General features: G+C 68.3%; 23 protein-coding genes. 5 read left to right on the top strand and 18 right to left on the bottom strand.

The window, feature by feature from the left end; all coding sequences use genetic code 11:
- Positions 1-200: 200 nt before the first annotated feature.
- Together rraA and ACXAFN_RS17805 are read left to right on the top strand one after the other, a co-directional pair.
- On the top strand, positions 201-686 hold the full coding sequence (gene rraA, locus ACXAFN_RS17800) for a ribonuclease E activity regulator RraA (RefSeq protein ID WP_474990948.1): 486 nt from the start codon (positions 201-203) through the stop codon (positions 684-686).
- Between the two features lie 77 nt (positions 687-763).
- Entirely contained in the window at positions 764-2,647 is a 1,884-nt protein-coding gene (locus ACXAFN_RS17805; protein WP_474990950.1) for a glycerophosphodiester phosphodiesterase, read from the top strand.
- A 7-nt stretch (positions 2,648-2,654) separates the two neighbouring features.
- On the opposite strand, the gene ACXAFN_RS17810 is transcribed toward ACXAFN_RS17805, so the two are convergent.
- From ACXAFN_RS17810 to ppsA, 3 genes are all read right to left on the bottom strand, one after another.
- Positions 2,655-4,484, bottom strand: a complete 1,830-nt coding sequence (locus ACXAFN_RS17810) for a gamma-glutamyltransferase family protein (RefSeq protein ID WP_474990952.1) — start codon at positions 4,482-4,484, stop codon at positions 2,655-2,657.
- Between the two features lie 54 nt (positions 4,485-4,538).
- Positions 4,539-4,982, bottom strand: a complete 444-nt coding sequence (locus ACXAFN_RS17815; protein ID WP_474990954.1) for a hypothetical protein — start codon at positions 4,980-4,982, stop codon at positions 4,539-4,541.
- Positions 4,983-5,180: 198 nt separating this feature from the next.
- Positions 5,181-7,553 carry a phosphoenolpyruvate synthase gene (gene ppsA, locus ACXAFN_RS17820; protein ID WP_474990956.1) on the bottom strand — a complete coding sequence of 791 codons (2,373 nt, stop codon included), beginning with the start codon at positions 7,551-7,553 and terminating at the stop codon, positions 5,181-5,183.
- Positions 7,554-7,788: 235 nt separating this feature from the next.
- Here ppsA and ppsR point away from each other — a divergent pair, with 235 nt between their 5' ends.
- On the top strand, positions 7,789-8,622 hold the full coding sequence (gene ppsR, locus ACXAFN_RS17825) for a posphoenolpyruvate synthetase regulatory kinase/phosphorylase PpsR (protein WP_474990958.1): 834 nt from the start codon (positions 7,789-7,791) through the stop codon (positions 8,620-8,622).
- 301 nt (positions 8,623-8,923) lie between these two features.
- On the opposite strand, the gene ACXAFN_RS17830 is transcribed toward ppsR, so the two are convergent.
- The 15 genes from ACXAFN_RS17830 to ACXAFN_RS17900 form a co-directional block, all read right to left on the bottom strand.
- Positions 8,924-10,147, bottom strand: coding sequence for a CaiB/BaiF CoA transferase family protein (locus ACXAFN_RS17830; RefSeq protein ID WP_474990960.1), 1,224 nt, complete (start codon positions 10,145-10,147; stop codon positions 8,924-8,926).
- A gap of 56 nt (positions 10,148-10,203) precedes the next feature.
- Positions 10,204-11,385 (bottom strand): acyl-CoA dehydrogenase, encoded by a 1,182-nt coding sequence (locus ACXAFN_RS17835; RefSeq protein ID WP_474990962.1) that lies wholly within the window; start codon positions 11,383-11,385, stop codon positions 10,204-10,206.
- Positions 11,386-11,480: 95 nt separating this feature from the next.
- Positions 11,481-12,722 carry a uracil-xanthine permease family protein gene (locus ACXAFN_RS17840; protein WP_474990964.1) on the bottom strand — a complete coding sequence of 414 codons (1,242 nt, stop codon included), beginning with the start codon at positions 12,720-12,722 and terminating at the stop codon, positions 11,481-11,483.
- 273 nt (positions 12,723-12,995) lie between these two features.
- Positions 12,996-14,720 (bottom strand): ABC transporter substrate-binding protein, encoded by a 1,725-nt coding sequence (locus ACXAFN_RS17845; RefSeq protein ID WP_474990966.1) that lies wholly within the window; start codon positions 14,718-14,720, stop codon positions 12,996-12,998.
- A gap of 88 nt (positions 14,721-14,808) precedes the next feature.
- Entirely contained in the window at positions 14,809-15,081 is a 273-nt protein-coding gene (locus ACXAFN_RS17850; protein ID WP_474990968.1) for a DUF2160 domain-containing protein, read from the bottom strand.
- 12 nt (positions 15,082-15,093) lie between these two features.
- On the bottom strand, positions 15,094-15,987 hold the full coding sequence (locus ACXAFN_RS17855; RefSeq protein WP_474990970.1) for a carbohydrate ABC transporter permease: 894 nt from the start codon (positions 15,985-15,987) through the stop codon (positions 15,094-15,096).
- Position 15,988: 1 nt separating this feature from the next.
- The gene (locus ACXAFN_RS17860) at positions 15,989-16,870 is read right to left on the bottom strand and encodes a carbohydrate ABC transporter permease (RefSeq protein WP_474990972.1); all 882 of its coding nucleotides are present in this window, start codon (positions 16,868-16,870) and stop codon (positions 15,989-15,991) included.
- Positions 16,863-17,963 carry an ABC transporter ATP-binding protein gene (locus ACXAFN_RS17865; protein WP_474990974.1) on the bottom strand — a complete coding sequence of 367 codons (1,101 nt, stop codon included), beginning with the start codon at positions 17,961-17,963 and terminating at the stop codon, positions 16,863-16,865. The genes ACXAFN_RS17860 and ACXAFN_RS17865 overlap by 8 nt, the downstream gene beginning before the upstream one ends.
- Position 17,964: 1 nt before the next feature.
- Positions 17,965-19,053 carry an ABC transporter ATP-binding protein gene (locus tag ACXAFN_RS17870; protein WP_474990976.1) on the bottom strand — a complete coding sequence of 363 codons (1,089 nt, stop codon included), beginning with the start codon at positions 19,051-19,053 and terminating at the stop codon, positions 17,965-17,967.
- A gap of 354 nt (positions 19,054-19,407) precedes the next feature.
- Positions 19,408-20,037 (bottom strand): uracil phosphoribosyltransferase, encoded by a 630-nt coding sequence (gene upp / locus ACXAFN_RS17875; RefSeq protein WP_474990978.1) that lies wholly within the window; start codon positions 20,035-20,037, stop codon positions 19,408-19,410.
- A 131-nt stretch (positions 20,038-20,168) separates the two neighbouring features.
- Positions 20,169-20,855: a uracil-DNA glycosylase gene (ung, locus tag ACXAFN_RS17880; protein ID WP_474990980.1), complete on the bottom strand. Its 687-nt coding sequence runs from the start codon at positions 20,853-20,855 to the stop codon at positions 20,169-20,171.
- Positions 20,856-20,858: 3 nt separating this feature from the next.
- On the bottom strand, positions 20,859-21,338 hold the full coding sequence (gene gpt, locus ACXAFN_RS17885; protein ID WP_474990982.1) for a xanthine phosphoribosyltransferase: 480 nt from the start codon (positions 21,336-21,338) through the stop codon (positions 20,859-20,861).
- Positions 21,339-21,345: 7 nt separating this feature from the next.
- Positions 21,346-21,891 carry an adenine phosphoribosyltransferase gene (locus tag ACXAFN_RS17890; protein WP_474990984.1) on the bottom strand — a complete coding sequence of 182 codons (546 nt, stop codon included), beginning with the start codon at positions 21,889-21,891 and terminating at the stop codon, positions 21,346-21,348.
- Positions 21,892-21,912: 21 nt separating this feature from the next.
- Complete coding sequence (locus ACXAFN_RS17895) at positions 21,913-23,217, bottom strand: NCS2 family permease (protein ID WP_474990986.1); 1,305 nt, start codon at positions 23,215-23,217, stop codon at positions 21,913-21,915.
- Between the two features lie 173 nt (positions 23,218-23,390).
- Positions 23,391-24,020 (bottom strand): riboflavin synthase subunit alpha, encoded by a 630-nt coding sequence (locus tag ACXAFN_RS17900; RefSeq protein WP_474990988.1) that lies wholly within the window; start codon positions 24,018-24,020, stop codon positions 23,391-23,393.
- A gap of 449 nt (positions 24,021-24,469) precedes the next feature.
- Here ACXAFN_RS17900 and ACXAFN_RS17905 point away from each other — a divergent pair, with 449 nt between their 5' ends.
- Together ACXAFN_RS17905 and ACXAFN_RS17910 are read left to right on the top strand one after the other, a co-directional pair.
- Positions 24,470-25,519: a methionine ABC transporter ATP-binding protein gene (locus ACXAFN_RS17905; RefSeq protein ID WP_474990990.1), complete on the top strand. Its 1,050-nt coding sequence runs from the start codon at positions 24,470-24,472 to the stop codon at positions 25,517-25,519.
- Positions 25,500-26,153 carry a methionine ABC transporter permease gene (locus ACXAFN_RS17910; protein WP_474990992.1) on the top strand — a complete coding sequence of 218 codons (654 nt, stop codon included), beginning with the start codon at positions 25,500-25,502 and terminating at the stop codon, positions 26,151-26,153. The genes ACXAFN_RS17905 and ACXAFN_RS17910 overlap by 20 nt, the downstream gene beginning before the upstream one ends.
- Positions 26,154-26,345: the final 192 nt, after the last annotated feature.

The raw sequence follows: 26,345 nt of genomic DNA on the forward strand, positions 1-26,345 counted from the left end.
GCCATCGTCACCGATGCTCGCACCATCGTAGGCCCGCCCCGGCGGGCCGTCGACGACCGAAGCGCTCCGCCCCTGGCGGGGCGCTTTTTTTCATGCGCGGCTTCGTTCGCCGCCCCTGCGACCATCGCCGACTTTCATCGCCACGCCCGGGCCTGGCATGATCGGAGACCTTCCCTTCGTTTCCTCGCAAGGACACCGTCATGACCTCCATCGTCACCCCCGATCTCTGCGACGCCTACCCCGAGGTGGCCGTGCTCGAGCCGATCTTCGTCAACTTCGGCGGCCTCGAGGCCTTCTTCGGCCCGGTGCGCACCGTCAAGTGCTTCGAGGACAACTCGCTGGTCAGGCAGGCCGTCAACGAGCCGGGGGACGGCGCCGTGCTGGTGGTCGACGCCGGCGGCTCGACCCGCTGCGCCATGCTCGGCGACATGCTGGCCGAACAGGCCGCCGGCAACGGCTGGGCCGGCATCGTGATGTACGGCTGCGTGCGCGACGTCGACGAGCTCGCCGAGACCGAGCTCGGCATCCAGGCGCTCGGCGCCCACCCGCGCAAGAGCGAGAAGCACGGCGAGGGCCAGCGCGACGTGCCGGTCGGCTTCGCCGGGGTGACCGTCTCGCCGGGGCAATGGCTCTACGCCGACAACAACGGCATCCTGGTGGCCGACCAGCGCCTGAACCTGGACTGAGCCCGCCTCGGCGGCGGCTTGCCGCCCCGGCCGCGACGATGCCAGGCTAGGCGCATGACTTCGGCCCCAAGGCGTCCATGCTGTCCCTGACCACGCTCGGTGGCGACGTGCTGCGCAGCCTGCGTGACCATCTGCGTCCGCTCGTCGCCTACCACCTGTTCTTCACCCTGCTGGCCTCGAGCCTGCTGCTGCCGGCGGCGGGCTGGGCACTCGCCCACCTGCTCGGCCGCTTCGGCCGGCCGCTGCTCTCCCCGGCGGCGCTGCTCGAGATCCTGCTGACGCCGGGCGGCCAGGCCTGGCTGCTGGCCGCCCTGGGCATCATCTTCCTGCTGCTCTACCTGCAGCAGGCCGGCATGACCCTGGTCGCGGTGCGGCCGCGGGACCACCACGTGCGCCTGGCCTTCGAAGCCCTGTGGGGCTGCTTGAGACGACTGCCGGCGCTGTCCGGCCTGGTGGTCCTGCAGGTCGGCAGCCAGCTGCTGCTGGCGCTGCCGCTGGCGCTGGCCCTGGTGGGGCTGCACGGGCTGATGCTCGGCCACCTGGACGCCTACTATGTCCAGCAGGTGCGTCCGCCGGCGTTCTGGGGCTTCCTGGCCGCCGCCCTGCCCTTGACGCTGCTCTGGGCGACGGCCGCCGCCACCCTCTACACCCGCTGGCACCTGGCCCTGCCGGTGCTGATCCTCGAGGAGGCCTCGCCCCGTCGCGCCCTGGCCCGCAGCCTCGACCTGACCCGCGGTCGCGGGCGCGGCATCGCCCTGTCGATCCTGGTACTGCTGGCGGCGATCCTCGCCCTGCCGCTCGCCGCCAGCCTGGCCTTCGACGCGCTCTTCACGCCCCTGCTCGGGAACCTGCCCGACCGCCAGGCGGTGCTGGTCCCGGCCATGCTCGGCTACGTGGGGCTCTACGTGCTGGTCACGCTGGCCATCACCTTCCTGGGCATCGCGGCCAACGCCCTGATGGGTGCCTGCCTCTACCTGCGCCTGGCCCATCGCGAGCCCAGGCCGCCGGCGCCGCCTCCCGGCACCCACTCGGGCCGGCTGGCCTGGGCCGTGGAACTCGCGGTGGTGCTGTTCGCGATCGGCCAGGCCTGGCTGATCGTCCATCGCTTCGAGCTGCGCGAGGAGGTGGCGATCATCGCCCACCGCGGCAGCTCGCTGAAGGCCCCGGAGAACACCCTGGCGGCCATCGACCAGGCCATCGTCGACGGCGCCGACCTCATCGAGGTCGATGCCCGCCTGACCGCCGACCACCAGGTGGTGCTTCACCACGACAGCAGCCTGGCCCGGCTCGCCGGCGACCGGCGACGCATCGCCGAACTCGATCGCGCCAGCCTCGCCGCCGTGGACGTGGGCAGCTGGTTCGGCGACCCCTTCGTGGGCACGCGGATTGCCGGGCTCGACGAGGCGCTGGTGCGGACACGCGGCCGCGCCGGCCTGATGATCGAGCTCAAGCCGACGACGGGCAACGGCGACCTCCTGGTGCGACGGGTGCTCGACGTCCTGGCCGAAGAGCGCCAGGCCCGGCTGGCCTGTCGCGAGCGCGCCCCCGACGGCATCCGGCGAGCCGCCTGCGGCGAGCCCGACGTGCTGGCGAGAGTGGCCCTGGCGACCCAGGCCTACCCGCTGCTCGCCGAGATCGAGCGCCAGGCGCCCCGGGCCCGCACCATCCTGCTCGCCCAGCTGGTGATGCGCGGCACCCTGCCGCGACGCGGCTTCGATGCCCTGGCCCTGCGCCACAACCGGATCGATGCCGACGAGGTACGCCGCGCTCACCACTATGGCTACCGGCTGCATGCCTGGACCATCAACGACCGGGCGCGCATGTCGCGGCTCATCGACCTCGGCGTGGACGGCATCATCACCGACCGCCCGGACCGTCTGGCGGCGCTGATCGCCGAACGCCACCGCCTCGGCGACGGCGCCCTGATGCTGGTCAAGCTGCGCAACTGGCTGCGCGAATGACGCCCCGTCAGTCGCCGCCCGCGGCACCGCCGGCCCGCGGGTCGCTGGCCCCGGCCAGGCCGTCCCCGTCGCGCCGCAGGACCTGCAGGCCGCTGGCCAGCTCGCCGGCCTCGACCTCATGCCCCCGCTCGGCGAGGGCCGCGTGCACCGCCTGGGGATAGCCCTCCGCCTCGAGGCGGATGCCCCCGTCGCGGATGACCGCATGCGGCACGCCGATGGCCGCCGCCGGTTCGAGCTCCCAGGCCAGCAGGGCCACCAGGGTCGTGGCGAGATACGGGACGATGTCGGCGCCGCCGGCCGCCCCCAGGCTCGCCACCAGATCGCCGCTCTCCCGTTCGAAGACCAGGGTCGGACTCATGCTCGAGCGCGGCCGCTTGCCGGCGGCGGCCCGGTTGGCGAAGGGCGTGCCCTGGTCGTTCGACGGCCGCAGGGAGAAATCGGCCAGGCCGCTGTTCAGCAGGTAGCCGCCGGGCTTTCCGGTGCCTCCATCGGCCAGCAGTCGGGCGCCGAAGGCCTGGCCGATCGAGGTGGTCATGGACACGGCCCGGCCCTCGCCGTCGATGACGCTGAGATGGCTGGTGCCGGGCTCCGGCTGGCCGGGGGGCATGGCCCAGGCGCTCGACGGCGTGACCGGATTGCCGGCCTTGGCCCGGTCATCGTCCAGCCGCCGCTCGCCGATGAGGTCGGCGCGAGCGGCCAGGTAGTCGTCGGCCACCAGCGTCGACCACTCGTCCCCCGGCGGATCGACGAACGCCGGATCGGCGACGTAGCGGTCGCGATCGGCGCGCGCCAGCCGCGAGGCCTCGACGAGGCGGTGAAGCCAGGCCGCCGTGGGCCGCTCGTCGTCCAGCGCCGCCTCCAGCGGGGGCAGGTGGTCGAGGATGCCGAGGATCTGCATGACGGACAGGTGGCCGGAGGCCGGCGGGGGGAAGCCGCAGACGCGCCAGCGTCGCCAGGGGGCGCAGAGCGGTTCGCGCTGTTCGGCGACATAGGTGGCGAGGTCCTCGAGGGCCAGTGCGCCCGGCAGGTCGGGATGCCCCTGGACCCGGGCCACCAGGTCCTCGGCGACGGGGCCGGTATGCAGCGCCGAACTGCCCTGCTCGGCGACCCGCTCGAGGATCGCCGCCAGGGCGGGATTGGTCAGGGTCTGCCCCGCGGCCAGAGGCTCGCCCGCTTCCGTGAAATAGAGCGCGGCCGCCGCCCCGTCGTCGGCGAGCTCGGGGACCGCCGACAGCGCCCGGTGCAGCGGCTGGCTCACCGGGACGCCCCGCCGGGCCAGCGCGATGGCCGGCGCGATGAGGCTCGCCCAGTCCAGGCTGCCATGGGCGTCGTGGGCCGCCGCCAGCATCCGCAGCATGCCCGGCACGCCGACGGCACGACCGCTGGAGGCGGCCGTCGCAAAGGCCAGCGGCTCGCCCTCCCCATCCATGAACAGCGTCTCCTCCACCTCCGAGGGCGCCTTCTCACGGCCGTCGAAGGCCCGCACCCGCTCCCCGTCGTAGAGCATCAGGAAGCCACCGCCACCGAGACCGGAGGACTGGGGCGCTACCAGGGACAGCACCATCTGCGCGGCGACGGCGGCATCGATGGCCGCCCCGCCTGCCGCCAGGACCTGGCGGCCGGCGTCGGTGGCCAGGGGATGCGGCGTGGCGATGGCGAAGGATTCGCCGGCCACCGCCGACGGCGCTGACTCCTCGCCGGCCTGGCCGGAGAGCGCGTCGGGGCGCTGGTACTGGAACGAGGACTCGGCGCCGCCCGGCGTCGACAGCAGCACCATCAGGGCTCCCAGGGCCGCCTGCCCCAGGCGTCGGCTGGTTGGCGGGGAATATCTCTCCATGGCCGTGGCTCCCGTGACGAAGGCGATCGCCTCCCCAGCATAGGCGATATCGCTTCAACGCCGACATCGCCAGGCGGCCAACAGCCCGAGCAGCGCCATGCCCAGCAGGCCGGCGGCGCCCCAGCCGAGGACATCGACCAGGCGCAGGAAGGCGCCGGGCGCCGGGCGCGGGCGGGCCGCCATGCCATGGGCGACCAGCTGGGCACCAGCGTAGAGCGCACAGGCCAGCAGGGCCAGCGGCCAGGCCCCGCGCAGCCGGGCCAGGCCACGGGTCAGCGCCCAGGGGGATGACGGCGACGCGGCGGCACGACGCCCGGCGGCGGCGCGGCGCGGCGCGGCGCTACCGCGGCGGGGCTTGGTACGGTCGCCGCGGCGTGCCGAGGCCGGACGCCGCCGCGGCAGGCGGGCGAAGACCCCGCGGGCCAGCCGCCACAGCCCCCAGCCGAGGGTGAAGCAGACCGCCAGCGCCAGGCCGCCCATTACCAGAAAATACGCCATGGGGCGGCTCCTCGTGAAAGATCGGCCGGCCATGATGCCAAAGGCCGCCGCCCCTGGGTACCGCGATCCCGGGCCTCGACGGCCCCGGAAGGCGTCCACCGAGCCGGGCGGGACCCGCCGGGCCGACGGGGACAAGGCCATAACGACGACACCCGGGCCGGGCCCGGGTGTCGTGTCGATGGCGTGGCAGCGCTCGCGTCAGTCCAGCGTCTCGCCGGCCAGCATGAACCATGTCTCCAGCACCGCGTCCGGGTTCAGGGATACGGAATCGATACCCTGCTCCATCAGCCACTTGGCCAGGTCCGGGTGGTCCGACGGCCCCTGGCCGCAGATGCCCACGTACTTGCCCTGGGCCTTGCAGGCCTGGATCGCCATGGACAGCAGCTTCTTGACCGCTGGATTGCGCTCCTCGAAGAGGCCGGCGACGATGCCGGAATCCCGGTCGAGGCCCAGGGTCAGCTGGGTCAGGTCGTTGGAGCCGATGGAGAAGCCGTCGAAGTACTCGAGGAACTCGTCGGCCAGCAGGGCGTTGGCCGGCAGCTCGCACATCATGATGACCTTGAGGCCATTCTCGCCGCGCTTGAGGCCGTTGGCGGCCAGCAGGTCGATGACGCCGCTCGCCTCTTCGGTGGTGCGCACGAAGGGCACCATGATCTCGACGTTGTCGAGGCCCATCTGCTCGCGAACCCGCTTGATCGCGCGGCACTCCAGCTCGAAGCAGGCCTGGAAGTCCTCGGAGAGGTAGCGCGAGGCGCCGCGGAAGCCCAGCATCGGGTTCTCTTCGCCCGGCTCGTACAGCTTGCCGCCGATCAGGTTCTCGTACTCGTTGGACTTGAAGTCCGAGAGCCGCACGATGACCCGCTGCGGGTAGAAGGACGCCGCCAGGGTGGCGATGCCCTCGACCAGCTTGTCGACGTAGAAGCTGACCGGATCGTCGTAGCCGGCGGTGCGTACGTCGATGGTCTGCTGCAGGTCGGTGGGCAGGGTGGCGTAGTCGAGCAGCGCCTTGGGGTGCACGCCGATCATGCGGTTGATGATGAACTCGAGGCGCGCCAGGCCGACGCCGGCGTTGGGCAGGCCGGCGAAGCTGAAGGCGCGGTCCGGGTTGCCGACGTTCATCATGATCTTGAAGGGAATCTCGGGCATGGCATCGACGCTGGTGACGTTGCGGTCGAACGCCAGCAGGCCGTCGTAGACGTGGCCGGTGTCGCCCTCGGCGCAGGACACGGTGACGTCGCGGCCGTCGGCCAGCGCCTCGGTGGCGTCGCCGCAGCCCACCACCGCCGGGATGCCCAGCTCGCGGGCGATGATCGCCGCGTGGCAGGTGCGCCCGCCGCGGTTGGTGACGATGGCCGAGGCGCGCTTCATCACCGGCTCCCAGTCCGGATCGGTCATGTCGGTGACCAGCACGTCGCCGGCATGGATCTTGTCCATGTCGTCGGGGCTATGCACGACCTTGACCGTGCCGCTGCCGATGCGCTGGCCGATGGCCCGGCCGGTCACCAGGGTGCGGCCCTTCTCCTTGAGCTGGAAGCGCTCGAGCTTGCCGCCTTCCTGCTGGGAGACCACGGTCTCGGGGCGCGCCTGGACGATATAGAGCGCCCCGTCGTCGCCGTCGAGGGCCCATTCGATGTCCATGGGGCGGCCGTAGTGCTGCTCGATGATCACCGCCTGGCGCGCCAGCGCCATGACCTGGTCGTCGTCGATGCTGAAGCGGGCCCGGTCGGCCAGCGGCACGTCGACGGTCTCGACCGACTTGCCGGCGCTGGCGTCGGCGGTGTAGACCATCTTGATCAGCTTGGAGCCCAGGTTGCGGCGCAGCACCGCCGGGCGGCCGGCGGCCAGGGTCGGCTTGTGGACGTAGAACTCGTCGGGGTTGACCGCGCCCTGCACGACCGTCTCGCCGAGGCCCCAGGAGGCGGTGACGAAGACCGCGTCACGGTAGCCGGACTCGGTGTCCAGGGTGAACATCACGCCGGAGGCGCCAGTCTCGGAGCGCACCATCTTCTGGATGCCGGCGGACAGCGCCACGTTCTCGTGGGCATAGCCGCGGTGCACCCGGTAGGAGATCGCGCGGTCATTGAACAGCGAGGCGAACACCTCGTGCACGGCACGCTTGATGTTGTCGAAGCCCTCGATGTTGAGGAAGGTCTCCTGCTGGCCGGCGAAGGAGGCGTCGGGCAGGTCCTCGGCGGTGGCCGAGCTGCGCACCGCCACCTTGAGGTTGGGGTGCTTGGCCTGCAGCTGCTCGTAGCTCTCGCGCAGGGCGGCCTCGAAGCTCGGCGGCAGCGGGGTGTCGATCACCCACTGACGGATCTGCGCGCCGACCCGGGCCAGTTCGGTCACGTCGTCCACGTCCAGGGTGGCCAGCGCCTGGTTGATGCGCTCGTTGAGGCCTTCATGGGACAGGAACTCACGGTAGGCGTGGGCGGTGGTGGCGAAGCCGCCGGGCACGGTGACCCCGGCGCCGGCCAGGTTGGAGATCATCTCGCCGAGCGAGGCATTCTTGCCCCCTACTCGCTCGACATCGTCCATGCCCAGCTGATCGAACCACAGAATGTAATCGTCCACGAGACCCCCTTAGGAATTGGATACCGGCACCAAATAGACGCATGACGCATACGGTCATGACGGGATGGTGGCGACTCTACCAGCGGCTCGCCATATTCGCCATTGGTCTAACATCGAAGTCACTGGAGGTTTTTTACAACAAACCGCGATTCGCGCCCCTTCCTGTAGTCGGCGGCTTGTCTCGCCCCCCGCCAGGCTCGACAATACGGCCATTCCTCACAGCCCGAGCGACCCCATGACGCGTACCGCCTTCTTCATCTCCGACGGCACCGGCATCACCGCCGAGAGCCTGGGCCGCAGCCTGCTGGCCCAGTTCGAGAACGTCGAGATACGCATGCTCACCAAGCCCTACATCGACAGCGTCGACAAGGCCCAGCGCCTGGTCGAGATCATCCAGGCCACGGCGGTGAAGGACGGCGAGACGCCGATCATCATCGACACCATCGTCGACCAGGACGTGCGCAACGTGATCCGCAGCGCCCCGGGCTTCCAGGTCGACATCTTCTCCACCTTCCTCGAACCCCTGGAGCAGGAACTGGCCACCCACTCCTCCTACAGCGTGGGCCGCACTCACTCCATCGGCAGCGACGACGTCTACATGGACCGCATCCACTCGGTGCATTTCGCGCTGGACAACGACGATGGGGCACGCACGCACCAGTACGACCAGGCCGACATCATCCTGGTCGGCGTCTCGCGCTGTGGCAAGACACCGACCTCGCTCTACCTGGCCCTGCAGTTCGGCATTCGCGCCGCCAACTACCCCTTCACCGAGGACGACCTGGACGACAACGGCAGCCTCAAGCTGCCCCGCGACCTGGCTCGACACCGCCACAAGCTGTTCGGGCTGACCATCGATCCGCGGCGACTGGCGGCGATTCGTCACGAACGCCGGCCCAACAGCCGCTACAGCTCCATGGACCAGTGCGTCCAGGAGGTCGAACAGGCCGAGGCCCTCTACCGGCGCCTGCACATTCCCTTCATCGACACCACGCGCTTCTCGGTGGAGGAGATTTCCACGCGGATGATCGCCGAGACCGGCATCCATCGTCGCTTCTCACCGCGCTGACAAGCTAGTGTCCTGTTTCGGAGGTTCGTTGAAGAGATGGCGAGCGCATTGGGTCGCCAGGCAAGGCGCCGCGACGAGGCATAGCAGCGCTATGGCGAGGAGTGGCAACGCGGCATGGCGGCGCAAGGGGCCGCCAGAATTCTACCGTCAACCTCCGATGCAGGACACTAGGAACGAGGAACGACAGGGAGACTGCCCACCGTAGCGGCGGTTGCCCTTATCGAGCCGCGGCGCCGTCGTGCCGCCCCGCCGACTCCCGCGACTATCGGGCCGGCTTGCCAGGCGCCGCTCCCGGCTCGGACTACCTCACCACCCCCGCCCTTCTGAGCCGGGCGATATCCGCCGGGGAAAGTCCCATCTCGGCGAGCAGGGCGTCGCTGTCCTGGCCGAGGGTCGGCGGCGGCGTGTCGCTGGTGGCGCTCCGGCCGTCGAAGCGCAGCGGGTTGGCGACCTGGGGCAGGCGGCGGCCGTCGACGCCGTCGAGGGTGCGCTGCAGGCCACGGTGGCACACCTGGGGGTCGGCGAAGGCCTCGCGGACGGTATTGATCGGCCCGGCGGGAATGCCGCGCGCCTCGAGCTCGGCGAGCCAGGCATCGCGCCTGCGGGTCCGCAGGACCTCGGCGATCCTCGGCACCAGGCGATCACGCTGGGCGACTCGGGCGGCATTGGTGGCGAAAGCCGGGTCCTCGGCCCATGCCGGGTGGCCGAGCAGCTCGGCCAGGCGCGCGAACTGGGCGTCGTTGCCCACCGTCAACACCAGGTGGCCGTCGGCGCAGGCGAAGGCCTGGTAGGGCACGATATTGGGATGGGCATTGCCGTGGCGCTCGGGGCTCTCTCCCGTCACCAGAGCATTGAGCGCCTGGTTGGCCAGGGTCGCCACCTGGACGTCGAGCAGCGCCACGTCGATATGCCGCCCCGTCTCCCGGTGCCCCGCCCCACCCTGCCGCCGCTCGTACAGTGCCGCCAGCACGCCGATGGCGGCATAGAGGCCGGTCATCACATCGGTGATCGCCACCCCGGCCTTCATCGGCATGCCCTCCGGCTCGCCGGTCAGGCTCATCAGTCCGCCCAGGGCCTGGATCATGAAGTCGTAGCCGGCCCGATGGGCATAGGGGCCGTCCTGGCCGAAACCGGTGATCGAGCAGCCGATCAGGCGCGGGTTGACGTCCTTGAGGCTGGCATGGTCGAGCCCGTAGCGGGCCAGGCCGCCGACCTTGAAGTTTTCCAGCAGCACATCGGCCCCGGCGGCCAGGCGTCGTATCAGCGCCTGCCCCTGCTCGGTGGCGATATCCACGGCCAGCGACTGCTTGCCGCGGTTGGCGCACAGGTAGTAGGCGGCCAGCCGCTCGGCATCGCCCTCGTCACCGAGCCAGGGCGGGCCCCAGCCGCGGGTGTCGTCGCCGCGCTCGGGGTGCTCGACCTTGATCACCCGGGCGCCCAGGTCGGCCAGCAGCTGTCCGGCCCAGGGCCCGGCCAGCACCCGGGACAGGTCCAGCACCACCACGCCGTCCAGCGGTCCGCTCATTGTGATCTCCCTGCTCTCGGAGCTATTCCGGCGTCAAGCCATCGCAGAGGCCTGTGTCAGCCGGTGAACGCCTGGAGGCCGGTCTGCGCCCGCCCCAGGATCAGCGCATGGATGTCATGGGTGCCCTCGTAGGTATTGACCGCCTCGAGGTTCATGACGTGACGGATCACGTGGTACTCGTCGCTGATGCCGTTGCCGCCGTGCATGTCGCGCGCCGTGCGGGCGATGTCCAGCGCCTTGCCGCAATTGTTGCGCTTGATCAGCGAGATGGTCTCGGGCACCAGTTGGCCGGCGTCGATCATCCGCCCCACCCTCAGCGCGGCCTGCAGCCCGAGCGCGATCTCGGTCTGCATGTCGGCGAGCTTCTTCTGGATCAGCTGGTTGGCGGCCAGCGGGCGGCCGAACTGCTCACGCTCCAGGGTATAGTGCCGGGCGGCGTGCCAGCAGGCCTCGGCGGCGCCCATGCTGCCCCAGGCGATGCCGTAGCGGGCGCGATTCAGGCAGGAGAACGGGCCCTTCAGGCCGGTGACGCCGGGCAGCCGCGCCTCGTCGCCGACCTCCACGTCCTGCAGGGCGATCTGGCCGGTGGTCGAGGCCCGCAGGCTGAACTTGCCCTCGATCTTGGGCGCCGAGAGCCCGGCCATGCCCTGCTCCAGCACGAAGCCGCGGATCACGCCCTCCTCGTCCCGCGCCCAGACCACGAAGACATCGGCGATCGGCGCATTGGTGATCCAGGTCTTGGTACCGTTGAGCCGCCAGCCGCCCTCGGTGCGCACGGCCCGGGTCGACATGGCGCCGGGGTCGGAGCCGTGATCGGGTTCGGTGAGGCCGAAGGCGCCGACCCACTCGCCGCTGGCCAGCTTCGGCAGGTAGCGCTCCTTCTGGGCCTCGCTGCCGAAGGCATGGATCGGGTACATCACCAGGCTGGATTGCACGCTCATGGCGCTGCGATAGCCGGAATCGACCCGCTCGACCTCGCGGGCGATCAGCCCGTAGCCGACGTAGCTCATGCCGGCGCAGCCGTAGCCCTCGAGGGTGGCCCCCAGCAGGCCGAGCGCGCCCATCTCGGTCATGATCTCGCGATCGAAGCGCTCGTGCCGATTGGCCTCCAGCACCCGGGGCAGCAGCTGCTCCTGGCAGTAGTCGTGGGCGGTCTGCTGCACCAGCCGCTCGTCGCCGTCGAGCTGGTCGACGAGGCGAAAGGGGTCGTCCCAGGTCATGGGGGTGATCTGGCTCATGGGGGCGCTCCGTGTGAATTTCTACATTTCTATAAAATGTAGACCCATGCGACCGCTTTGCCAACCCCCGAGGCGCCCCTCGCCTCGTCTGCGAATCAGTCCTCGTCGGCCCTCGGCAGGATGGCATTGAGCAGGATGCCCACCAGGGCCGCGAGGCCGACGCCCTGCAGGGTGAACTGGCCGCCGCCGAGCTGCATGCCGCCGATGCCGAACACCAGGATCAGCGACACCACCACCAGATTGCGCGGCGCGGTCAGCGGCTTGCCGGCGCGCACCAGGGTGTTCATGCCGACCACCGCGATGGAACCGAACAGCAGCGTCATGATGCCGCCCATCACTGGCCCGGGAATGGTCTGCAGCACGGCGCCGAGCTTGCCGAGGAACGACAGCAGCACGGCGATCACCGCGGTGACCACCATGATCCGCGGATTGAAGGCCCGGGTCAGGGTCACCGCGCCGGTGACCTCGGAGTAGGTGGTGTTGGGCGGGCCGCCGAACAGCGACGCCGTACAGGTGGCCAGACCGTCGCCCAGCAGGGTGCGATGCAGGCCGGGCTTGTCCAGGTAGTTGCGGCGGGTCACCGAGCCGATGGCGATCATGTCGCCGATGTGCTCCACCGCCGGCGCAATGGCCACCGGGATCATGAACAGCACCGCCGCCCAGTGAAAGCTCGGCGTGACGAACTCGGGCAGCGCCAGCCAGGCCGCCTCGCGCACCGGGGAATAATCCACCACGCCCATCAGCGCGGCCAGCGCGTAGCCGGTGGCGATGCCGCCGAGGATCGGGATCAGCCGGATCAGGCCGCGGCCGAACACCGCCAGCACCAGGGTGACCAGCAGGCTGGCCATGGACAGCACCATGGCGCGTCCATAACCGATGGCTTCGCTGGTGCCGCCGGTGGCCATGTCCACCGCCACCGGCGCCAGGGCCAGGCCGATCACCATGATCACCGGCCCCACCACCACCGGCGGCAGCAGGTGATGCAGCCAGACGGTGCCCTTGAGGCGAACCAGCTGGGAGATCAGCACGTAGACCACGCCGGCGGCCAGCAGCCCGCCGAGGGTCGCCGAGACGCCGAAGCTCGCCACCGAGCCCTGGATCGGCGCGATGAAGGCGAACGACGAGGCCAGGAACACCGGCACGCTGTTGCGGGTCACGGCGTGGAACACCAGGGTGCCGAGGCCGGCGGTGAACAGCGCGACGTTGGGATCCAGGCCGGTCAGCAGCGGCACCAGCACCAGCGAGCCGAAGGCCACGAACAGCATCTGGGCGCCGACCACCAGGGTGCGCAGGGGGGATTCGGCCGGGGAAACGGCGGCCGCCGTAGGGTCACTCATGTCAGGACTCCGGGTCATCGGCGGGGCGATTGCCGCTGGCCAGGCGCGCTCGGGCACCCGACGGCCTGTCCAACGGCGATCGTCCCGGGTTTCGGGCAAGCGATCGCGCGGCATTCTATCAGCCTCGCCGCGCCTTGGTAGCGATGCGAGCGGCCGAGGGCGACGAAAGCGCGGGAACGGGAGGGCCTTCGCGCGCGAGCCCCGCCGGAGCGCATCCGGCGGGGCTCGGCCCTGCGTGGCATCACCGCTCAGGGGCGGCGGGGGTCGGCCCCCTCAGCGCGTGCCGGCGGACATCCACTCCTCCATCATCTCGTCATAGGGCACGGTATGGCCCTGGGGCATCTCGTCGTCCAGCTTGGCCTTGGGCGAGCCGGGCTGGTCGAGCCAGTACTGGGGGTCGCGCTCCTCGTTGAGGTTCGGGGAATAGGTCGCGAAGACCTTGGCCCGGGCCAACCGCGCCATGATGCTGTCCAGATCCCCGGCCAGGTTGTCGAGGGCCTCCTGGGGCGAGATGTCCCCGCTGACGGCGGGCGACAGATTCTGCCACCACAGCGGTGCCATGCGCGGATAGTCCGGCACGTTGGTGGAGGACGGCGTCCACTGGGACTCGTTGGGGCTGCGATAGAACTCCACCAAGCCGCCCAGCTTGGGCGCCATCTCGGTCATCTGCTCGGAGAAGATGTCGGACTGGCGAATCGGCGTGAGGCCGGCCATCAGCTTCTCGAGGGAGACCGTCTTGGAAACCGTGAACTGGGCGAACAGCCAGGCGGCGGTGCGCCGATCCTCGGGGGTGGAGTCGAAGAAGGTCCAGGCCCCCACGTCCTGGTAGCCGACCTTCATGCCCTCCTCCCAGTAAGGCCCGGTGGGCGACGGCGCCATGCGCCACTTCGGGTTGCCCTGCTCGTCGGTCACCGGCAGCTCCGGGTCCGTCATGTCGGCGGTGAAGGCGGTATACCAGAACATCTGCTGGGCCACGTTGCCCTGGGCCGGTACCGGCCCCGCCTCGCCGAAGGTCATGCCGCTGGCCTCGGGCGGCGCATACTTGTCGAGCCAGTCGACCATCTTGGTGACGGCGAACACCGAGGCCGGCGAATTGGTGGCACCGCCGCGACTGACGCTGGCCCCCACCGGCTCGCTCTGCTCGTTGACGCGGATCCCCCAGTCGTCGACCGGGTTGCCGAAGGGCACCCCGGGGCTGCCCATGCCGGCCATGGAGAGCCAGGAGTCGTGGAAGCGCCAGCCCAGAGAGGGATCGCGACGGCCATAGTCCATGTGGCCATAGACCTTGGTGCCGTCGATCTCGCCGACGTGCTCGGTGAAGAACTCGGCGATGTCCTGGTAGGCGGTCCAGTTGGTCGGCACGCCCAGGTCATAGCCGTAGATCTCGCGGAATTGCGACTGCAGGTCCTCGCGCTGGAACCAGTCGTAGCGGAACCAGTAGAGATTGGCGAACTGCTGGGTGGGCAGCTGGTAGACGCTGCCGTCCGGGCCGGTGCCGTACTGCAGGCCGATGAAGTCGTCGAGGTCCAGCGTCGGCAGCGTGAAGTCGGCCCACTCGTTGTCCATCGCCCGCGAGAGGTTCACGGTGGCGCCATAGCGAATGTGGGTGCCGATCGCGTCGGAGTCGTTGACGTAGCCGTCGTAGATGTTGCGGCCCGACTGCATCTGCGTCTGCATGTTGTTCACCACATCACCCTCGCCGATGATGTTGTGAGTGATGTCGATGCCGGTCAGCTCGCCGAAGGCCTCGGCGAGCACGTCGCGCTCGTAGATATGGGTCGTCAGGCCCTCGGCGACGGTGTTGATCTCCATGCCCCGGAACGGCTCGGCCGCCTCGGCGAACCACAGCAGTTCCTCGATCTGCTGCTCGCGGGTCAGCGTCGACTCCTGGAAGTGCTCATCGACCAGCCGCTCGGCGATGGCCCGGGCGTCGTGATCATCGGCCTGCAGGGAGCCGCTCGCCAGCATGACGCCGGCCGTCAGCAGAGAGAGTCGCATTGTTGTCGCTTTCATATAGACCTCATCGGTTGTTGTGATCGTTCTTCCGTGATCGTTCTTCCATGAACGTCCCGCTCCATCGTCGCTGTCAGCCCCAGCGCATCAGTACCAGCATCCACAGGATGGAGGCTCCCAGGGCCACCCAGATACTCAGCGGCGAGAACCCCACCACCAGCAGATGGATATAGGCGGCGGAGAGCAGGCCGACGAACAGCCGGTCGCCCCGCGTGGTCGTGATCGGCAGGAAGCCCTTGCGCTCGACCGAGGGCGAGGCGACCTCCCAGGCGGTCATGCCGGCCAGGATGGCGGCGATGGTCGCGAAGAAGATCATGGTCGGGGTGGTCCAGACCATCCATTCCATACCTTGTCCTCCTCAGGTCCGGCCCAGGGCGAAGCCCTTGGCGATGTGGTTGCGCACGAAGTAGACGACGACGATGCCCGGCAGGATGGTCAGGGTGCCGGCGGCCGCCAGCGCACCCCAGTCGATCCCCGAGGCGCCCTTGGTCTGGGTCATCACCGAGGCGATGGGCTGGGCATCGGTAGCGGTCAGGGTGCTGGCCAGCAACAGCTCGACCCAGGAGAACATGAACAGGAAGAACAGCGTGACGCCGATCCCCGAGCTGATCATGGGAATGAAGATCCTGACGAAGAACCTCGGAAAGCTGTAGCCGTCGATGAAGGCGGTCTCGTCGATCTCCTTGGGCACGCTGCTCATGAAGCCCTCGAGGATCCACACCGCCAGGGGAATGTTGAACAGGCAGTGCGCCAGGGCCACGGCGATATGGGTATCGAAGAGCCCGACCGTGTAGTAGAGCTGGAAATACGGCAGCAGGAACACCGCCGGCGGCGCCATCAGGTTGGTCAGCAGCCAGAAGAACAGGTGCTTGTCGCCGATGAACCGGTAGCGGCTGAAGGCATAGGCCGCGGGCAGGGCCACCGCGATGCTGATCGCCATGTTCATCACCACGTAGGTGATGGAGTTGACGTACCCCATGTACCAGCTCGAGTCGGTGAAGATCTTGGCGTAGTGCTCCAGGGTGACGTCCTCGGGCCACAGCGTCAGCCCACCGAGGATCTCGGTGTTGGACTGGAACGACATGTTGAGCAGCCAGTAGATCGGCAGCAGCACGAAGACGATATAGGCCGCCATCAGGCCACGCTTGTGCCACTGGCGGCTCGCCGGCCGGGCTCGGCGACGGCGCCTGGCATCGGCGGCGGCCGCCCGCTTGCGCACGGCATCGGGCGTGGTGGGCATCGAATCGGTCATGTCAGGCCTCCCCATCCGGCTTGTCCTTCTGCATGTTCATGATCGCGGTGTAGAACACCCAGCTGACGAGCAGGATGATCAGGAAGTAGATCAGCGAGAACGCCGCGGAGGGCCCGAGATCCTGCTGGCCGATGGCCATGGTGGTCAGCGACTGGCTGAGGAAGGTGGTCGAACTGCCGGGCCCCCCGCCGGTGAGCACGAAGGGTTCGGCGTAGATCATGAAGGAGTGCATGAAGCGCAGCAGCACCCCGATCACCAGCACGTTGGTCAGCTTGGGCAGTTGGATGTAGCGGAACACTGCCCACCTGGAGGCCCGATCGATGCGCGCCGCCTGATAGTAGGCATCGGGAATCGAGCGCAGGCCGCTGTAGCAGAGCAGCGCGATCAGCGGGGTCCAGTGCCAGACGTCCATCAGGACGATGGTCGCCCAGGCATCCACCGGGCTCGCCGTGATGTTGTAGCCATAGCCCAGCTCGCGCAGGCTCCAGCCCATCAGGCCGATATCGCCGCGGGTGAAGATCTGCCAGATGCTGCCCACCACGTTCCAGGGGATCAGCAGCGGCATGGTCACCAGGATCAGCACCGCCGAGGCCTGCCAGCCCTTCCTGGGCATGATCAGGGCGATGCCGATGCCCAGCGGCACCTCGATGGCCAACACCGTCAGCGAGAAGGCGAACTGGCGCAGCAGCGCCGCCTGCAGGGCCGGATCGTTGAGCATCTCCCGGAACCACTCGGTCCCGGTGAAGAAGCGGGTATTGGCATCGAAGACGTCCTGGACCGAATAGTTCACTACGGTCATCAGCGGGATGATGGCCGAGAAGGCCACCAGCAGCAGCATGGGCAGGATCAGCCACCACGCACGATTGTTGCGGACTTTAGTCATGGTCGATCTCCACGCGGTACTCGTCGACGTAGAGGCCGAGGCGAGCATCGGGGAAGCGCAGGTAGGCCTGCCCTGCCGGGGTCGGCTGGTCTTCCTCGATGCGCGCCTTGAGACTGACGTCACCGAGCCTCAGGTTGACGATGGAGTAGGTGCCGAGATCCTGGGCGTGCTCGACGGTGGCTGCCATGCCGCCTTCCACCGGCGTCTCGTGAACCTCGATGAACTCGGGGCGGATGCCCAGCTTGACGTTGGTCGAGCGAGCGCCGTCGATGGCGCGTCGCACGCCCTGCCCCACCGAGAGCGCCGTGTCGCCGGCCATCACCCGGCCATCGCGCAGGGTCACGTCGAGGAAGTTCATGCCGGGGCTGCCGATGAAGTAGCCCACGAAGGTATGGTTGGGGGTCTCGAACAGCTCGCGAGGCGTGCCGAACTGGACCACCTGCCCCTCGTACATCACGGCGATCTTGTCGGCGAAGGTCGAGGCCTCGAGCTGGTCGTGGGTGACGTAGACCATGGTGATCGCGAAGCGCTGGTGGATCTCCTTCAACTTGCGGCGCAGCTTCCACTTGAGCTGCGGGTCGATCACGGTGAGCGGCTCGTCGAACAGGATCGCCGAGACGTCGTCGCGTACCAGCCCGCGCCCCATGGAGACCTTCTGCTTCTCGTCGGCGGTGAGGTTCTTGGCCTTGCGCTTGAGCTGCCCCGTCAGCTCCAGCACCTCGGCGACCTCCGTCACCCGCTCGTGGACCCTGGCCTCGGGCGTCTTCACGTTGCGCAGCGGGAAGGCCAGGTTGTCGTAGACCGTCATGGTGTCGTAGACGACCGGGAACTGGAAAACCTGGGCGATGTTGCGCGCCTCCGGCGTCAGCGCGTTGACCCGCTCGCCGTCGAACAGCACCTCGCCGCTGGACGGCTCCAGCAGCCCGGAGATGATGTTGAGCAGGGTCGACTTGCCGCAGCCCGAGGGCCCGAGCAAGGCGTACGCCCCGCCCTGGTGCCAGACGTGATCCATCTCGCGGATGGCGTAATCGTCGGGCGATAGAGGCGCGGCGAGGTAGCTGTGTGCCAGCGACTTGAGGGTGATCTCGGCCATCTCAGATGCCCCCCAGATGAGACGGGATATGCACCACGGCGCCCTGGCGGTCGAAGGCATACACCTTGTGGGTCGGAAAGTAGAGCGTGACCGGCGCGTCGACGGCGAATTCATGCACGCCCTCGAGATGCACCGTCAGCTGGAAGCGCTCGTTGTGCACGTGCAGGAAGGTCTCGGAGCCGCTGATCTCGGCCAGGTCGACGATCATCCGCATCTCGATGTCATCCTCGGCCCGGGGTGTCAGCGAGATGTGCGAGGCCCTGACGCCGAAGCGATATTCCCCCGGGGGGAGCACGCGCAGGTCGTCGTTGATCGGGAAATGCAGTTGGCTGTCGAAGGTGACCTCGGTGTCGGACACCCGGCCATCGACGATGTTGATCGGCGGCTCGGAGAACATCTCGGCGCTCAGCACGTTGCGCGGGCGGTGATAGACGTCCTCCGTGCGACCGTACTGCACCAGCCGCCCCTCGTGGAGCACGGCGGTATTGCCGCCCAGCGCCAGGGCCTCGGCGGGCTCGGTGGTGGCATAGACGGCGATGCAGTGGCGCTCGGCGAACACGGCGCGCAGCTCGTCGCGAAATTCCTCGCGCAGCTTGTAATCGAGGTTCACCAGCGGCTCGTCGAAGAGGATGATATCGGCATCCTTGACCAGCGCCCTGCCCATGGCGGTGCGCTGCTGCTGCCCCCCGGAGAGTTCCAGGGGCAGGCGATCCAGGAAGGGGGCGATATGCAGCATCTCGGCGATCTCGCGCACCCGGCGATCGATCTCGCGACCCTCGACCCTGGCCAGCCGGAGCGGCGAGGCGATGTTGTCGTAGACGCTGAGGCCGGGATAGTTGATAAATTGCTGATAGACCATCGAGACGTTGCGCTTGCGCACCGAGCGCCCGGTGACGTCTTGCCCATCCATCAGGACGCGTCCTCGGGTCGGGGCATCGAGACCGGCCATGAGCCGCATCAGCGACGTCTTGCCGGACAGGGTCCGCCCGAGCAGGACATTGAACGACCCCGGCCGGAGCTCGAGACTGACATCGTCGATGTGCGTCTCGCCACCGACCATGCGGTCGATGTGTTCGAGGATTAGGGACATACCATTCTCGGCTGTGTTGTTGTTGACGGTGTTTCGGGAACGCCTGGAAGAACCCTAACCGAGATTCGAATACGCCAACAAATGTAAATAACCGAAAAAACGCGCACGGCTCGCCAGAGGCCAGGAAAAAGCGACTTAACCCCATGACCAACAAGGCATTAAGCAGAGGGTTAAACTTTGGTCAAAGGGGGTTGAGCCTGGCACATCGAGCGGTTGGACGACGCAGGCGTGTCGCTTTGTGATCGTTTTCGAACATCGCGACGTGGGGGGAGGATATCGAGAGGATAGGGCCGGTGAGCCCTTGGCGCGAGCTCACCGGGGGCGGCCGGCGCAGGGCCGACCCGAGGCAGGGTCTCAGCGGGTGCCGAAGATCTTGTCGCCGGCATCGCCCAGCCCGGGGACGATATAGCCGTGTTCGTCGAGGTGGTCGTCCACCGCCGCGGTGTAGATCTCGATCTCGGGATAGGCGTCCTGGACGCGCTTGATGCCCTCGGGCGAAGCCACCAGCACGATCACCTTCATGTGCTGGCAGCCGCGCTCGCGCAGCATGTCGAGGGTCGCCACCATGGTGCCGCCGGTCGCCAGCATGGGATCGATGACGATCGCCATGCGCTCGTCCAGGTCGCCCGCGAACTTGGAGAAATACGGCACCGGCTCCAGCGTCTCCTCGTCACGGTAGAGGCCGACCACGCTGATGCGCGCGCTGGGGATCAGGTCGGTGACGCCGTCCAGCATGCCGAGGCCGGCGCGCAGGATAGGAACGATGGTGGTCTTCTTGCCCTTGAGCTGCTGCACCGGGATCGGCTCGCCGCTCCAGCCGTCGATCTCCTGGGTCTCCAGCTCCAGGTCCTGGGTCGCCTCATAGGTCAGAAGCTTGGCCACCTCGCCGGCCAGTTCGCGAAAACTCTTGGTGCTGATCCCGGCTTCGCGCATCAATCCCAGCTTGTGCTGGACCAGGGGATGCTGGATGGCATGGACACTCATGGGCGGACCTCTTCGGCGGGGTGGTTCGTCGGCAAGCATAGACGCACGCGGTGCATGCGCAAATTGCGCGCCATTCTACCCGCAAGCCGCCGCGAGGTTAAGGCGGCCGTGCCCGATCGGGCCGGCGACGCTCAACCGGGCGAAGCCGGCAGTTGCCAATCGATCGGCGCGCGGCCCCGCTCGGCGAGAAAGGCGTTGGCGCGCGAGAAGTGCTGGTTGCCGAAGAAGCCACGATGGGCCGAGAGCGGCGAGGGGTGCGGCGACTCCAGCACCAGGTGGCGCGAGGTATCGATCAGCGCCTTCTTCTGGCGGGCGTGGCTGCCCCACAGCAGGAACACCGTCGGCTCGGCATGGGCGTTGACCGCGGCGATGGCCCGGTCGGTGAAGGTCTCCCAGCCCTTGCCGCGGTGGGAGGCGGCATTGCCCTGCTCGACGGTCAAGGAGGTATTGAGCAGCAGCACGCCCTGCCCGGCCCAGTGCTCGAGGAAGCCGTGATCGACCGGCACGAAGCCCACGTCGGTGGCCAGTTCCTTGTAGACGTTGGCAAGCGACGGCGGAATGCGCACCCCGGGGCGCACCGAGAAGCACAGCCCGTGGGCCTGGCCCGGGCCGTGGTAGGGGTCCTGGCCCAGGATCACCACCTTGACCCGGTCCAGCGGCGTCAGCTCGAAGGCCCGGAACCAGTCGGAGGAATGCGGGTAGATGACCTTCCTGGCGGCCTTCTCGGCGGCCAGGAAGTCGCGCAGCGCCTGCATGTAGGGCGCGGCGAACTCGTCGCCGAGCCAGCGCTGCCAGCTGTCGGGTAACGGTGTCGTCATGATTCAGCGCTTGACCTGATCGGCCAGGGGTTCGACATAGGCCACGCCCATGTCCCAGGGAAACTGGATCCAGCAATCCTGGGCCACCTCGGTGAGGTACTGGTCGACCAGCGGGCGGCCCTCAGGCTTGGCATAGACGGTCACGAAATGCGCCCTGGGCAACATTTCGCGCACCTTGCGGGCGGTCTTGCCGGTATCGACCAGATCGTCCACCAGCAGCCAGCCATCGCCGTCGTGGTCCACGCCCTTCATGACCTCGAGCTCGCCCTGATCCTTGCCGTCGTAGCTACTGATGCAGACGGTATCGATCAGCCGCACGTTGAGCTCACGGGCGATCAGCGCGGCGGGGATCAGCCCGCCCCGGGTGATGGCCACGATGCCCTGGAAGTCACGCTCGACCAGCCGATGGCAGAGCTCGCGGACGTCCCGATGGAGCTGGTCCCAGGAGACGGTGAAATGCTGGTGATAGCGCGGATGGCTCATGGCGACCTCACTCATCTTCGGTGAAGGAACAGACCGCGAAGACGCTGTAGCCCGCCTCGCGAATGCGATCCGCGCCCCCCAGGTCCGGCAGGTCGACGATGGTGGCGGTCTCGACCACCTGGCCGCCGCTGCGGGTGATCAGCTTGGCGGCGGCCAGCATGGTGCCGCCGGTGGCGATCAGGTCGTCGACCACCAGGATCCGATCGCCCTCGCGGAAGGCGTCGCTGTGCAGCTCGACCTCGGCCTCGCCGTATTCCAGGGTGTAGGTCTCGCTGATGGTCTTGAACGGCAGCTTGCCCTTCTTGCGCACCGGCACGAAGCTGCAGCCCAGCTCGTAGGCCAGGGGCGCACCGACGATGAAGCCCCGCGCATCGATGGCGGCGATGGCGTCGAGGTCCATCTCCTGGTAGCGATGCACGAAGCTGTCGACCAGCTTGCGGAAGGCCGCGCTGTTCTGTAGCAACGGCGTGATGTCGCGGAAGTTGACCCCCGGCTGCGGCCAGTCGGGGACGGTGCGGATGACGGACTTGATGTAGTCGCCGTAGATGCTCATCGCGATTCTCGTCGGTCGGTGTCAGTCGAGGAACAGGAACTTGGCGCAGAAGATCAGCGCCAGGATCACCACGGCCGGGTTCAGGTCGCGGAAGCGGCCGGACAGTGCCTTGATGGCCGCATAGCTGATGAAGCCCAGCGCGATGCCCTCGGCAATGGAAAAGGTCAGCGGCATGGCCAGGGCGGCGATCAGCACCGGAGCCGCCTCGGTGGCGTCATTCCAGTCGGCGTGAGCCAGGCTGCCGGCCATCAGCACCGCCACGTAGAGCAGCGCGCCGGCGGTGGCATAGGCCGGAATGGAACCGGCCAGCGGGGCGAAGAACAGGCTGATCAGGAACAGCACGGCCACCACCACGGCGGTCAGGCCGGTGCGCCCGCCGGAGACGATGCCCGCGGTGGACTCGATGTAGCTGGTGGTGGTCGAGGTGCCGAGCGCGGCGCCGGCCATGGACGCGCCGCTGTCGGCCATCATGGCGCGGCCGATGCGCGGTAGCTTGCCCTGCTCGTCCAGCAGGCCGCCGCGGTGGGCGACACCGATCAGGGTGCCGGAGGTGTCGAACAGGTCGACGAACAGGAAGGCGAACACCACGCTGAACATGGCGATATCGAAGGCGCCGGCCAGGTCGAGCTGCATCAGGGTCGGCGCGATGGAGGGCGGCATGGAGACCAGGCCGCCGAACTCGTTGTGGCCGAGCAGGATGGCCAGCACGGTGATGCCCAGGATGCCGATCATCACCGCCCCGGTCACGCGCAGGTGGGACAGCGCGGTGATCACGAAGAAGCCCAGCAGCGCGTAGAGGGCCGACGGCTCGGTCAGGTCGCCCAGCGAGACGAAGGTGGCGTCATTGGCCACCACGATACCGGCGTTCTGCATGGCGATCATCGCCAGGAACAGGCCAATGCCGGCGGCGATCCCCAGGCGCAGGGACATGGGAATCGCGTTGATGATCCACTCGCGGATGCGGAACACGCTGAGCAGGAAGAAGGTGAAGCCGGACAGGAAGACCGCGCCCAGGGCCGCCTCCCAGCTGTACCCCATGCCCATCACCACGCCGTAGGTAAAGAAGGCATTGAGCCCCATGCCGGGTGCCAGGGCGATGGGATAGTTGGCCCACAGGCCCATGATCAGGCAGCCCACCGCCGAGGCCAGGCAGGTGGCCACGAACACGGCCCCGTAATCCATGCCGGACTCGGAGAGGATGCTCGGGTTGACGAAGATGATATAGGCCATGGTCAGGAAGGTAGTGATCCCGGCGATGACCTCGGTCTTCACGTCGGTGCCGTGTTCGGCGAGCTTGAAGTGATTGGCGATCAGGCGTTTCGGCATGAGAGGGTCGTCCTAGCGGCGATGTCGCGTCCTGGGGGCGAGAAAAGCCGCACATGGTAGCGGATGGCGCCCCGGGAAGCGAGACGCCGCGGCGCGAGTGCGGCACGGCTCACTGATGTATACGGGACACCCGGTAGCGTGGCCAGTCGGCTGGCCAACGCAGTCTGAACGCCTCAGGCGCCGCGGGCCGCCATGACGCGCTCGACCGTCTCGACGATGGCCTGGGTCTGGGGATCGATCTCGATGTTGACCCGGTCCCCCGGGTGACGGTCGGCCAGCACGGTGCGCGCCAGGGTCTCGGGGATCAGGTCGACGCAGAAGCGCGGACCGTGCCCGGCGGTGGCCGGCCGCGCCTCGCCGATGGTCAGGCTGGCCCCGTCCACGCCGATGTAGCCCTTGTCGAACAGGAAGCGGCCCAGCGACGCGGGCAGCTCGAACCATAGCCGGCGGTTGTTGGGTGCCTCGTCGAGCTCGACCAGGTCCGCGGTGGCGATCACGTGGCCGGACATGGCGTGGCCGCCGATCTCGTCGCCGAAGCGCGCCGCCCGCTCCACGTTGACCCGGTCGCCGACGCCGAGCGCACCGAGATTGGTGACCCTCAGGGTCTCGCGCATCAGGTCGAAGCTGACGCGGTCACCGTCGATCGCCGTGACCGTCAGGCAGACCCCGTTGTGGGCCACCGAGGCCCCGGGCTCGAGCCCCTGGCGCAAGGCCTCCGGGAGCACCAGCACATGGGTGCGGAAGGCTTGCGCTTCCTCGATGGCGACCACTTCCGCGGTGCCCTGGACGATGCCTGTGAACATGCTTGCCCTCTCGTGTCGGACCGCCCTGCCGGGCGGGAAGTCGCTCAGTGTAGGAAACCCCGGCCCGGTGCGTCCATGCCGAGGGCGTCGGGACCGTCGGCGCGAGCGAAGTTTTATTAGCCACCAGCCGGAGAAGCAGAAAATATTGCCACACAGGGGGAATCAATGGTGAATATCGCTGCCGGCCCGCGCGAAAGCCACCAACTTGGCCCAAAGCGTTTGACATACGCCCGTTCGAGACCTAGCATTGCGCCCACATTTTGAAGGCGCCGATTTGAACCCGGATTGCGGGCGCCGACGTCGCACGGCTTGCCAGTCGCGCGGTGTGCAAGTGCAGCTAAAAGGGTGTGTCCAGCGTTGATGGCCACCCGTCAGGGTGGCCTTTTTTTGTTTCCGCCCGCCGCACGCATCGCCCGCTCCCCGTCTCGGCGCCACTCCTGGCGACCCAGATGATTCAACTGCACAACGTTTCCAAGACCTACTTCACCAAGGGCAGGCGCGAGGGCATCGAGGCCCTCAAGGCCGTCGACCTGCACGTGCCCAAGGGGCAGATCCACGGCGTCATCGGCCTGTCCGGCGCCGGCAAGTCGACCCTGATCCGCTGCGTGAACCTGCTCGAGCGCCCGACCACGGGCAGCGTCACGGTGGACGGCGAGGAGCTCACCGGCCTGTCCGGCGACGCCCTCAACCAGGCCCGCCATCGCATCGGCATGATCTTCCAGCACTTCAACCTGCTGACCTCGCGCACCGTCTTCGCCAACGTCGCCCTGCCGCTGGAACTGATGGGCGTGAACAAGGCCGAGATCCGTGAGCGCGTCACGCCGCTGCTGGAGCTGGTCGGCCTGGCCGACAAGGCCAGCCACTACCCCGCCCAGCTCTCCGGCGGCCAGAAGCAGCGCGTCGCCATCGCCCGCGCCCTGGCGAGCCGCCCCCGGGTGCTGCTGTGCGACGAGGCCACTTCGGCACTCGACCCGCACACCACCGGCTCGATCCTGGAGCTGCTGCAGGACATCAACCAGCAGCTCGGACTAACCATCCTGCTGATCACCCACGAGATGGAGGTGGTCAAGACCATCTGCCATCGGGTCAGCCTGATCTCCGGCGGCGAGCTGGTCGAGGAGGCCGACGTCGGCGACTTCTTCACCGCCCCGCGGACCCGGCTCGGGCGCGACTTCCTCAACGACTTCCTCGAGCTCGAACCGCCCCGGGCGCTGGTCGAGCGTCTCGAGGAAGCCCCCGGCGCGCATACCCACCCGGTGGTGCGCCTGGCCTTTTCCGGAGACGCCGTCTCGACCCCGCTGATCTCCCGCCTGGCACGCGAGTGCGGCGTGGACGTCAGCATTCTCCAGGCCAAGGTGGAGTCGATCCAGGACCGCACCCTGGGGCTGATGATCGCCGAACTGATGGGCGGCGCGGAGGACACGCGCCGCGCTATCGCCTTCCTGGAAACCCACGACCTGCAGGTGGAGGTGCTCGGCCATGTCCAGCGCGATGCTTGAACTGATCCTCGAGGCCACCCTCGACACCCTCTACATGGTGGCGATCTCCGGGCTGATTTCGGCGGCCCTGGGCATCCCGCTCGGCGTGCTGCTCTACGTCACGCGGCCGCGCCAGATCCTCGCCCAGCCGGTGCTCAACGGCGTGCTGGGCATCATCACCAACGTCGGCCGCTCGGTGCCCTTCATCATCCTGATGGTCGCCATCATTCCCTTCACCCGCGCGCTGGTCGGCTCCTCGATCGGCACCAACGCCGCCGTGGTGCCGCTGACCATCGCCGCCATTCCCTTCGTGGCGCGGCTGGTCGAGGGCGCCCTGAACGAGATCTCCCCGGGACTGGTCGAAGCCGCCCAGTCCATGGGCGCCACGCCCTGGCAGATCATCGCCAAGGTGCTGCTGCCCGAGGCCCGGGGCGGCATCTTCACCGCCCTCACCGTGACCATCGTCACCCTGGTCAGCTATTCCGCCATGGCCGGCGCGGTGGGCGGCGGCGGCCTGGGAGACCTGGGCATCCGCTATGGCTACAACCGCTTCAACCCCACCATCATGCTGATCACCGTGGTGATCCTGGTGGTCATGGTGCAGGGCTTCCAGAGCCTGGGGGATTACCTGGTGCGCAAGAGCGACCACAAGTAAAGGAGGACACTGATTTACTGCTGCGCTCGACGACCCATATGGAGGTGGGAAGTGCGTTGGTTCGTCGGGAACGAACCTAGCCATCCTGGCCACCGGCGGTGCCGGTGCGCCGACCCGGTCGTTCCTCATGTAGCGGACTACACTCCGGAAGCTGCGCTCCGGCGGCGACCAGGCTCGGCGCCCCCGCCTGTC

This window comes from Halomonas sp. ABH4_019, from assembly GCF_056159885.1.